Origin of the sequence: Pseudomonas brassicacearum subsp. neoaurantiaca (genome assembly GCF_013608025.1) — a bacterium.
GTDB lineage: Bacteria > Pseudomonadota > Gammaproteobacteria > Pseudomonadales > Pseudomonadaceae > Aquipseudomonas.
Genome location: NZ_VDLV01000007.1, coordinates 98473 through 108352, shown reverse-complemented (window position 1 = coordinate 108352; position 9880 = coordinate 98473). Strand labels below are relative to the sequence as shown.

The 9880-nt window shown below is 58.8% G+C and carries 10 protein-coding genes; 4 read left to right on the top strand and 6 right to left on the bottom strand.

Annotated elements, in window-relative coordinates; genetic code table 11:
• Positions 1-164: 164 nt before the first annotated feature.
• The 3 genes from FHK92_RS05485 to FHK92_RS05475 all read right to left on the bottom strand — a co-directional run bounded on the left by FHK92_RS05485 (position 165) and on the right by FHK92_RS05475 (position 2570).
• Positions 165-890 (bottom strand): hypothetical protein, encoded by a 726-nt coding sequence (locus tag FHK92_RS05485; protein ID WP_181287182.1) that lies wholly within the window; start codon positions 888-890, stop codon positions 165-167.
• Between the two features lie 192 nt (positions 891-1082).
• Positions 1083-1970, bottom strand: a complete 888-nt coding sequence (locus FHK92_RS05480; protein ID WP_181287181.1) for a lysophospholipid acyltransferase — start codon at positions 1968-1970, stop codon at positions 1083-1085.
• A 42-nt stretch (positions 1971-2012) separates the two neighbouring features.
• Positions 2013-2570, bottom strand: a complete 558-nt coding sequence (locus FHK92_RS05475; RefSeq protein WP_181287180.1) for a DNA-3-methyladenine glycosylase I — start codon at positions 2568-2570, stop codon at positions 2013-2015.
• An 81-nt stretch (positions 2571-2651) separates the two neighbouring features.
• Between FHK92_RS05475 and glyQ the strand changes: the two genes are divergently transcribed.
• The 4 genes from glyQ to FHK92_RS05455 all read left to right on the top strand — a co-directional run bounded on the left by glyQ (position 2652) and on the right by FHK92_RS05455 (position 7052).
• Positions 2652-3605, top strand: coding sequence for a glycine--tRNA ligase subunit alpha (glyQ, locus tag FHK92_RS05470; RefSeq protein ID WP_022641565.1), 954 nt, complete (start codon positions 2652-2654; stop codon positions 3603-3605).
• Positions 3602-5656 (top strand): glycine--tRNA ligase subunit beta, encoded by a 2055-nt coding sequence (glyS, locus tag FHK92_RS05465; protein ID WP_181287179.1) that lies wholly within the window; start codon positions 3602-3604, stop codon positions 5654-5656. The genes glyQ and glyS overlap by 4 nt, the downstream gene beginning before the upstream one ends.
• A gap of 3 nt (positions 5657-5659) precedes the next feature.
• The gene (gene gmhB / locus FHK92_RS05460; RefSeq protein ID WP_181287178.1) at positions 5660-6193 is read left to right on the top strand and encodes a D-glycero-beta-D-manno-heptose 1,7-bisphosphate 7-phosphatase; all 534 of its coding nucleotides are present in this window, start codon (positions 5660-5662) and stop codon (positions 6191-6193) included.
• A 79-nt stretch (positions 6194-6272) separates the two neighbouring features.
• Positions 6273-7052, top strand: coding sequence for a lysophospholipid acyltransferase family protein (locus tag FHK92_RS05455; protein WP_181287184.1), 780 nt, complete (start codon positions 6273-6275; stop codon positions 7050-7052).
• Between the two features lie 213 nt (positions 7053-7265).
• Here FHK92_RS05455 and FHK92_RS05450 read toward each other — a convergent pair whose 3' ends face one another.
• The 3 genes from FHK92_RS05450 to FHK92_RS05440 all read right to left on the bottom strand — a co-directional run bounded on the left by FHK92_RS05450 (position 7266) and on the right by FHK92_RS05440 (position 9878).
• Positions 7266-8168 carry a phytanoyl-CoA dioxygenase family protein gene (locus tag FHK92_RS05450; RefSeq protein WP_181287177.1) on the bottom strand — a complete coding sequence of 301 codons (903 nt, stop codon included), beginning with the start codon at positions 8166-8168 and terminating at the stop codon, positions 7266-7268.
• A gap of 75 nt (positions 8169-8243) precedes the next feature.
• Positions 8244-9479 (bottom strand): glycosyltransferase, encoded by a 1236-nt coding sequence (locus tag FHK92_RS05445; protein WP_181287176.1) that lies wholly within the window; start codon positions 9477-9479, stop codon positions 8244-8246.
• 150 nt (positions 9480-9629) lie between these two features.
• The gene (locus FHK92_RS05440; protein ID WP_181287175.1) at positions 9630-9878 is read right to left on the bottom strand and encodes a DUF6137 domain-containing protein; all 249 of its coding nucleotides are present in this window, start codon (positions 9876-9878) and stop codon (positions 9630-9632) included.
• Positions 9879-9880: the final 2 nt, after the last annotated feature.

Below are 9880 nucleotides of genomic sequence, written 5' to 3'. Positions count from 1 at the left end.
CCATGGAGCAAAAAGCGGCATAAACACCGTAATCGGTGTCCGGGATTACTTGACCAGTTCAGGCTCGCTCCCACAGGGGTGGTGGTGTTTTGTTGTCGTGGGAGGCTGCTGCGCAGCCCAGCGGGAGCAAGCTCCCTTGCCACGGGGTTCGGTCGAGCCAGCTTTCAGGCTTGCGCGCTGAATCGCTGCGCAGCACGCCGCTCAAGCATTGCGGCTTCCGTCTCTCGCGTCGCCCGTTCGCCTTTGTACGCCAGTTGGTTGAAAAACAACCCGTCCGAAAACTCCTGGGGAGGGACCGAGCCGGCGCGTTTGAGCATCGGCGCCAGATCGATGGTGTTGGCGAAGTTTTCCTGGGTCAGGTTGTAGCGGCCCAGGTAGCTGCCGGACCAGGGCGAGTCGGCGTCGACCATGTCGATAGAGGCGTCGCGGAACGCAACGGCGGCGGCTTTCAGATCAGTGGACTCATTGAGCAGATCGGTCAGCCGCTGGGTGTCCGCGCTGCTGAGCTGACCGGCTGTGTTGAGCACCTTCAAGCGGCCATCGGCCTCGACGGTGAAGCCATATTTCTTGCCGGCCAGGTCCGGATGGGTTGCCGACAGCGTTGACTGGAACGTCTCGAAAGAGCTTCTCAGGGTGTTTTTCGCGCTCTCGGTAATCGCGGCGAATCGAGGGAAGTCTGGCGATTGGGAGCGACCGATCCAGGTTTCGATCACCACTGGCGATTCCACCATGGTCTGGGTTTCTTCACTGGGGTGGTAGATCGCTGCAGGGCCGGCGCTTGTCAGCTGCTTTACGGCGTCCGCAGGAGGATTGGTTACCAGCTTCTGGTCGGAGCGGGAGAGGTTAGTGTTGGCGGGGGAGATAGCGGCAGAGCTAACAGAGAATTCCATTTCATCGGTCCATGATTGGCGGATACATCGGGTTATCGACAGCGGGGGACCGAGCTTTAGGGGGGCGGGCTGCTGCGCCGCCCAGCGGGAGCAAGCTCCCTCGCCACGGGTTCCGTGCAGGCCAAGGCATTGTGGTTGTGGCGAGGGATCCTTGCCACCAGTAAGGCCATTGCCAGAATTGATTCCCCGCTTTCAGTACCACCGCGCCTCGCCCGGCGGGCGTTTCTTGAAGCGTTTCATGCTCCACATGTACTGGCTCGGGTAGGCGCGTACGTAACGCTCGACCACCTTGCTCATGGCAGCGCAGGCGGTTTCGGTGTCGGTGCTGTACATCTCTTCCGGGGCGGCTTCGAGGATGACTTTGTAGCCGGAACCGTCCGGCAGGCGCAGGGCGTGGAGGAAGACACCGACCGCTTTGCCACCCGCGAGCATGTTCGGCACGAACTTGCTGGTCAGGGCCTGGGTGGCGAAGAAGGGCACGAAGATACCGGCAGATTCGGCCGGTTCCGGGTCGGCGGGGATGCCCACCTGGCCGCCCTTGCGCACTTCCTTGATGACGCTGAGGATGCCTTCCTTGGTCGACGCCGCGACTTTGTTGCCCAGTTGCACACGTTGCTTTTGCAGCAATTCATCCACTGCCTTGAGCTTGGGCGGACGATAGAAAATGATCGGTTTGCACTGGCTGCAATAGAAGTGGTTGAGCACTTCCCAGTTGCCCAAATGGCTGGTGATGCCGACCACGCCTTTGCCCGACGCCAGTGCTTCCTTTAGAACCTCCAGGCCTTCGACTTCGCGCACCAGTTCGATGGAGCGCTGGGCCGGCCAGATCCAAGCGCAGGCGCTTTCGGTCAGGGATTTGCCGATGTCCTTGAGGCTCTGGCCAACCAGGCGCTCGCGCTCGGCCGGGTCCATTTCTGGAAAGCATTTGGCGAGGTTGATCCGCACCACGTCGCGGGAACGGTTCGGCAATTTCCACATGAACCAGCCAATGGCCGAGCCCACCGCTTGCACCGCCCCCCAGGGCAGCAGCGCAAACAATCGCAGAGCGCCGACCAGCAAGGCGCCTTTCAACTTATCCACAGGTGACTCCTGAATTCATGGGCGTGTTGCGAGCCGGCTATTCTAACCGCCGTTTGCCAACTCGGCGTAGCGGTCGCAATCCTGGGTGTGGTCCATGACCATGCCCGAGGCTTGCATCAAGGCGTAGCAGATGGTCGGCCCGACAAAGGTGAATCCGGCTTTTTTCAAACCTTTGCTCATCGCCAGCGCTTCGGGGGTAATGGCCGGCACTTCGGTGCGATCCTTGAAATGGTTGATGATGGGCTTGTCGCCCACGAACGACCAGAGGAACCCTACCGGGTCTTCCAGCGCCAGCCAGGCCTGGGCATTGCGCCGGGCGGCCTTGAGCTTGAGACGGTTGCGGATGATGCCCGGATCGAGCATCAGGTCATCGATTTCCGCGTCGCTCATTTGCGCCACGCGCTGTACGTCGAAGCCGTACAACACTTCCCGGTAGCGCTCGCGTTTGCGCAGAACGGTGATCCAGGACAGCCCGGCCTGGAACCCTTCGAGCAAAAGCAACTCGAACAAACCCTGCGCATCGCGCAGCGGCGTGCCCCACTCCTGATCGTGATAAGCCATGTACAACGGATCGTCAGAACACCAAAAGCAGCGTGGCATAAGGCTCCAGGGGGCGTGCGCACGAACGAATCGGGTATACTCCCGCTCTTTAAATCGCAGCCCAAGAAACAGGTGAATTTCGTGAGCCAGCCTACGCCAGCCGTGCGTACCTTCCAAGACTTGATCCTCGCCCTCCAGCAATACTGGGCCGAGCAAGGTTGCGTGGTACTTCAGCCCTACGATATGGAAGTAGGCGCCGGCACTTTCCACACCGCCACGTTTCTGCGTGCCATCGGCCCGGAAACCTGGAACGCCGCCTATGTGCAGCCCAGCCGCCGCCCGACTGACGGCCGCTACGGCGAAAACCCGAACCGCCTGCAGCATTACTACCAATTCCAAGTGGTGCTGAAGCCGAACCCGGAAAACTTCCAGGAGCTGTACCTGGGCTCCCTCAAGCACGTCGGCCTCGACCCGTTGGTGCATGACATTCGTTTCGTCGAAGACAACTGGGAATCGCCGACCCTGGGCGCCTGGGGCCTGGGCTGGGAAGTCTGGCTCAACGGCATGGAAGTGACCCAGTTCACCTACTTCCAGCAAGCGGGCGGCATCGAGTGCTACCCGGTGACCGGTGAGATCACTTATGGCCTCGAACGTCTGGCCATGTACCTGCAAGGCGTGGATTCGGTCTACGACTTGGTGTGGGCCGACGGCCCGTTCGGCAAAGTGACCTATGGCGACGTGTTCCACCAGAACGAAGTGGAGCAGTCGACCTATAACTTCGAACACGCCAACGTCGACAAGCTGTTCGAACTGTTCGATTTCTATGAAAGCGAAGCCAAGCGCCTGATCGAATTGGACCAGCCGCTGCCGCTGCCGAGCTATGAAATGGTGTTGAAGGCGTCCCATACCTTCAACCTGCTGGACGCACGCCGGGCGATTTCCGTGACCGCGCGCCAGCAATACATCCTGCGTGTACGCACCCTGGCGCGTTCCGTTGCGCAAGCCTACCTGCTGGCCCGTGCCAAGCTGGGCTTCCCGATGGCGACCCCGGACCTGCGTGATGAAGTGTTGGCTAAGCTGGAGGCTGCACAATGAGTGCTCAAGATTTTCTGGTTGAACTGGGCACCGAAGAACTGCCACCCAAAGCCCTGAACACCCTGGCCGATGCGTTCCTGGCCGGCATTGAAAAAGGCCTGCAAGCCGCTGGCCTGAACTTCGAAACCAAACACGTCTATGCCGCGCCGCGCCGCCTGGCCGTGCTGATCACCGCCCTGGAAACCCAGCAGCCTGATCGCAGCATCAACCTCGATGGCCCGCCACGCCAGGCCGCGTTCGACGCCGACGGCAACCCGACCCAGGCCGCCCTGGGCTTCGCCAAGAAGTGTGGCGTGGACCTGAGCGAAATCGACCAGAGCGGTCCCAAGCTGCGCTACAGCCAGAGCATCAAGGGCAAGCCGACCGCCAGCCTGTTGCCGACCATTGTCGAAGATTCCCTGAACGACCTGCCGATTCCCAAGCGCATGCGCTGGGCCGCGCGCAAGGAAGAGTTCGTGCGTCCGACCCAGTGGCTGGTGATGTTGCTCGGCGACCAGGTCATCGATTGCACGATCCTCGCCCAGAAGGCCGGTCGTGATTCTCGCGGTCACCGCTTCCATCACCCACAAAGCGTGCGCATCACCTCGCCGGCCAATTACCTGGCCGACCTGCGCGCCGCCTATGTGCTGGCCGACGCCAACGAACGCCGCGAGCTAATCAGCAAGCGCACCGAAGAGCTGGCCACCCTGCAGGAAGGCACCGCCATCGTGCCGGCCAACCTGCTGGACGAAGTGACCGCCCTGGTGGAATGGCCGGTGCCGCTGGTGTGCTCGTTCGAGGAACGTTTCCTTGAAGTGCCCCAGGAAGCGCTGATCACCACCATGCAGGACAACCAGAAATACTTCTGCCTGCTGGACGCTGAAGGCAAGTTGCTGCCGCGCTTCATTACGGTCGCCAACATTGAAAGCAAGGACCCGCAGCAGATCGTCGCCGGCAACGAGAAAGTCGTTCGCCCGCGCCTGACCGATGCCGAGTTCTTCTTCAAGCAGGACAAGAAACAACCCCTGGAAAGCTTCAACGAGCGCCTGCGCAACGTGGTGTTCCAGGAAAAACTCGGCAGCGTCTACGACAAGGCCGAGCGCGTTTCTAAACTGGCGGCGTTCATTGCCCCACGCATCGGCGGCGACGCCCAGCGCGCAGCCCGTGCCGGCATCCTGTCCAAGTGCGACCTGTCCACCGAGATGGTCGGTGAGTTCCCGGAGATGCAAGGCGTCGCCGGTTACTACTACGCCCTCAACGATGGCGAGCCGCAAGATGTAGCGCTGGCCCTGAACGAGCAGTACATGCCGCGCGGTGCTGGCGCTGAACTGCCGACCACCCTGACCGGCGCGGCCGTGGCGATCGCCGACAAGCTCGACACCTTGGTCGGCATCTTCGGCATCGGCATGCTGCCCACCGGCAGCAAGGACCCGTATGCCTTGCGTCGTGCGGCGCTGGGCGTGCTGCGGATCCTGATCGATAAGCAGCTGGACCTGGACCTGAACGACGCCGTGGCCTTCGCCGTCAATGCGTTCGGCAGCAAGGTCAAGGCTGCCGGCCTGGCCGATGCGGTGCTGGAATTCATCTTCGACCGCCTGCGTGCGCGTTATGAAGATGAAGGCGTCGACGTTGCGACCTACTTGTCGGTGCGCGCCCTGAAACCGGGTTCGGCCCTGGACTTCGACCAGCGCGTGCAAGCGGTACAGGCGTTCCGCAAACTGCCGGAAGCGGCTGCGCTGGCGGCGGTGAACAAGCGGGTGTCGAACCTGCTGGGCAAGGCCGAAGGCAACATCGCGGCCACCGTCGAAGCCAAGTATTTCGACAACGCCAACGAGTTTTCCCTGTACTCGGCGATCCAGCAGGCGGACCAGGCGGTCCAGCCGATGGCAGCGGCGCGTCAGTACAGTGAAACCCTGGCGCGCCTGGCGGCGTTGCGTGAGCCGGTGGATGCGTTTTTCGAAGCGGTGATGGTCAACGCTGAAGATGCCAACGTTCGGGCGAACCGCTATGCGCTGCTGGCGCGACTGCGTGGGTTGTTCCTCGGTGTTGCCGATATTTCGCTGCTGGGGTAAATCTTGAAACTGCTGATTCTCGATCGGGACGGAGTGATCAATCACGACTCCGACGCTTACATCAAATCGGTGGAGGAGTGGTTGCCGCTGCCCGGTTCCATCGAGGCCATCGCGCAGTTGAGCAAGGCCGGCTGGACGGTGGCGGTTGCCACCAACCAGTCGGGCATCGCTCGCGGTTACTACGAACTCGCCGTCCTCGATGCCATGCATCAGCGCTTGCGCGACCTGGTGGCAGAGCAGGGCGGGGAGGTTGGCTTGATCGTCTATTGCCCGCACGGACCGGACGAAGGTTGCGATTGCCGCAAGCCGAAGCCAGGCATGTTGAAAATTATCGCCGCGCATTACGGCGTTGCACTATCGGGTGTCTGGTTTGTCGGCGACAGCCTCGGTGACTTGGAGGCGGCCAAGGCCGTCGATTGTCAGCCAGTTTTGGTAAAGACCGGGAAAGGCGAGAAGACTCTGGGCAAGACCCTACCGGTGGGCACCTTGATTTTTGACGACCTGGCGGCGATTGCCGCTGAACTTATCCACAATTAGAGCTCCCAGACATCCTGATCAAGGATTGTTCGGGAAGCGCTTAAGCAGGCGGGCCTTGCCCGCAATGGTAAACGCCGCTATGTCGATACTGCAGGCCATCAGAACCTTTCTCTTTTACCTGCTGTTGGGCACCAGCTCCTTGCTGTGGTGCACCTTGAGTTTTTTTGTCGCGCCGTTCATGTCGTTCAAGACGCGCTACCGCTTCATCAACGTTTACTGGTGCCGCTGCGCCCTTTGGTTAAGCAAGGTATTGCTGGGTATCAGTTACGAAGTGAAGGGTGCCGAGAACGTGCCTGACCGGCCTTGTGTCATCCAGTCCAACCACCAAAGCACTTGGGAAACATTCTTTCTTTCCGCCTACTTCGAGCCGTTGAGCCAGGTCCTCAAGCGTGAACTGCTGTTCGTGCCGTTCTTCGGCTGGGCCATGGCGATGCTGCGCCCGATTGCCATTGATCGTGACAATCCCAAGGTTGCGCTCAAGCAGGTCGCGCAAAAAGGCGACGTGCTGCTCAAGGACAACGTTTGGGTCCTGATCTTTCCTGAGGGGACTCGCGTGCCTTATGGGACGATCGGCAAGTTTTCCCGCAGCGGTTCAGCATTGGCGGTAAACGCGTCCTTGCCGGTGCTGCCGATTGCACACAATGCAGGCAAATTCTGGCCAAAGGCTGGCTGGGTCAGAAAACCGGGTGTCATTACAGTGGTTATCGGCAAGCCGATGTACGCAGAGGGCACTGGGCCCCGCGCCATCGCTGATCTCAATGATCGCGTACAAGCCTGGAACGAACAGGCACAACGGGACATGGGCTCGCTTCCTCCCGGCCCTGTCGCGGAAGTATCCACGGAACAAGCCGCTGTTTGAGATCTGTGGATAACCTGTGTACCGTTTTTTAAAAATCCGTCGCTTTTATGCTATAGGTCTTTGTTTTTAATACATATTTCATAAACACATAAAAGCTACGCTCAGGTGCATAAGTTTTTATAGCAGCAAAAAATCGCAGCCTTCAAACCCAGCTGCGACTAGGCAATGCTTAGAAAACAACTTTGGTTAAGCGCCGGTAGGTCCGTACCCGCTTCATAAATGATCTTGATCGAATTTTTCTTCCCGCAGGAAAGACCTACGGCCCTCGGTCTGTTCAGCCCTCAGCATTAACTCCGCGCCCACGATTTTTCCAGGTTGGCTGCGCCCCAATACCGTCATCGGATCCTCGAACCCATGGACATAGCCCAAGGCGAACGCTCCGCACTGATAGCCCATAAGACGCAGCAATTCATCTGGCAGCGTACGAGCAATCTCCAGCGGGCAAGACAAGAACTGATTCTCCTCTTGCCGAAGCCAGCCGAGCGCATAAGTCAGGTTAATTGCCGACCTGACTCGGTCGGAGCGATTGGCTCCGCCACCGTGGTAAACCTTTCCGTCATAGATAAGCACCGATCCCTTTTCCATCTCTGCGGGGAAGCTTTCCGCGAACTCAAATTCTACGCTGCGTCCCGCTCGGTGACTGCCGGGTACGATACGCGTGGCACCCATCCTTTCGGTGTAGTCAGTCATGGCCCACAGCGTGTTGCATTGCGCGTGATAGTCGTTGGGGAACGGGAACATGTCCCAAGCTACCTCGTCTTGATGCAGCGTCTGTGCTTTTTCACCAGGATGAATAGATACAACCTGCGTGCAATGGATCTGAAACGTCGTAGCGTGAGAAAGAAAACGTCGTGTGGTCTCAATGATAGTTGGATCGAGAATCAATTCTCGCACCCCAACAGATCTCGCAACCAGACCGCCTGTACGTTTGGTCCGCCTGCCAAGAATGCCGTCGGGTCCGAAAGGCGTCACTGCGGTATAGGGCTCGAGCTCTTCGGCGATGCGATCCATTGCAGTGCCGGGTACGAGTTTGTCGATGATGGCGTAGCCGTGCTCGCGCAAGCACTGCACCACTTCTGGTGCAGAAATGGTATTGGGGAGGTGAATCAGCGACATAGAAAATACTCCGTGGCGGGTCGTATTCCATTGGGTGAGCTTTGACAGTACCGTGCAGTTACTGGGCAGCGGCACTTATGGTTTGGCTGGCTTTGTAGAGTTGATCAACGCTAATCGATATAGATCCAGGATTCGCATGCCCATCGCGGCTGGGGCATAACGTTGCTCGACGTAGGCGCGCAGCCGAGCCGGATCGATACTTCCCGAATGGTGCCCGGCCAGCACTGCATTGACTTTTGCAATCAGAGCGGACGTATCCTCCGGAGCGATCAACAGGTCGGGAGTTATGCCGCGAAGAATTTCTGGAAGACCACCAACGGCAAACGCCACTACCGGAACACCGATAGCTAGCGCTTCAATGCTGGCTCCCCCAAACTCTTCATACGCTGACGGCATCACGATCAAACGGCAAGCCGCCATCGCCAGAGGCACTTCATGGTTGGGAATAAACCCCGTGATCGTCACCCAGTCTTGCAGCCCAGCCTTATTAATGGCGTGCCGTAGCCGATCCCGTTGTGTCCCGTCACCGACGATCAGCAACTCGCACTCTTGCTCGCGAAGGGCCTGAGCGAGGGGAATGAGATGCTGCCACCCCTTTTCTTTCGCAATGCGGCCGACAAAACCCACCGTTTTCCGCCGCAGGTCATAACGTTCTCGGAATGCAGCTAGTCCTTCCTGCTGGGGCGGCGCGAATTGTATGGTGTCGACCACGTCGGGGACGATCTCGATATGACGAGCATCACGCGAGAGTTCGGAGGCGGTTCGTTGGGTAAGGGTGACTACCGCGAAGGCCGTGCTCACGACTTTGCGTTCTAGCCACCGGGCCAAGCGGTGCTGAAGCATGTCCAGCCAGGAATGCGGCGTATAGACCGCGAGACGAGAACAGTGCACCGTCAGAATCAGGGGCCGTCGTAACAATCTAGGCGCTAAATAGGCGACGAGCAGTGCCGGAATTTGTCCATCGAGATGCGCATGAATGACATCGAAATCACTGTTGTGCCCTTTTTGGAGCAACGCAGACAACGTTGCCAGCGCCCACGATTGCGTTAGCCCTATCAAACCGCTGAACTCAGATCGTATCTGCGGCATGGGTAGTAACATGCGCTCAATCCATAGAAACGGATGCAGCTGTCGCAGCTTGGGCAATCCGGGAAAGCCAATCGTCATGACGTGTTGATGGATCCCTTCCTGAGCAAGCCAAACGGCTTGTCTCCAAGTCTGAACCTGCATGCCGCCTACCGAGTCATACGCCACCGGCCATGAATCAGCGTCCGGATGATGAAAAAAGGGTGTCAGCTTTAAAACTTTCATAACAATCAGGCCTTTGATATATGAATTAGGGCCGAGGGCAGTTCAGGAGTGCAGAGACGCGCAACCAAACATCATGCGACGTCTACAGCCTTCTAAATGAGTGGGCTCGCACCGTGGTAATGACTTACGACGACTCCGAACACGCATCGGTTAGGTGATGATGTTGTCTGTTAGTCTGGCGAGCAGCACATGCGTCAACGCATCGATAGATATCGCGCGCTCGGTAGAAGTCAACATGCCAGTCTGGATATCAAGCGTCGTTTCCAACCGGCTAAAGACCTGCTCCCAATCACGTGTATTCAATTCAACCCTATCGAGGCCCGTAATGCTTTCAGGAGTCTCGCCGGTCACATTGCAAATAGTGTGAATAACAAGTTGACGAATGAAATGGGGTGTCATGA

What these genes read in the sequence shown, in the direction of transcription:
- glyS (WP_181287179.1), top strand. Translation starts at nt 3,602, where the DNA reads ATGAGTGCTCAAGATTTTCTGGTTGAACTGGGCACCGAAGAACTGCCA.
- FHK92_RS05485 (WP_181287182.1), bottom strand. Translation starts at nt 890, where the DNA reads ATGGAATTCTCTGTTAGCTCTGCCGCTATCTCCCCCGCCAACACTAAC.
- FHK92_RS05450 (WP_181287177.1), bottom strand. Translation starts at nt 8,168, where the DNA reads ATGTCGCTGATTCACCTCCCCAATACCATTTCTGCACCAGAAGTGGTG.
- FHK92_RS05445 (WP_181287176.1), bottom strand. Translation starts at nt 9,479, where the DNA reads ATGAAAGTTTTAAAGCTGACACCCTTTTTTCATCATCCGGACGCTGAT.
- FHK92_RS05475 (WP_181287180.1), bottom strand. Translation starts at nt 2,570, where the DNA reads ATGCCACGCTGCTTTTGGTGTTCTGACGATCCGTTGTACATGGCTTAT.
- FHK92_RS05440 (WP_181287175.1), bottom strand. Translation starts at nt 9,878, where the DNA reads ATGACACCCCATTTCATTCGTCAACTTGTTATTCACACTATTTGCAAT.
- FHK92_RS05455 (WP_181287184.1), top strand. Translation starts at nt 6,273, where the DNA reads ATGTCGATACTGCAGGCCATCAGAACCTTTCTCTTTTACCTGCTGTTG.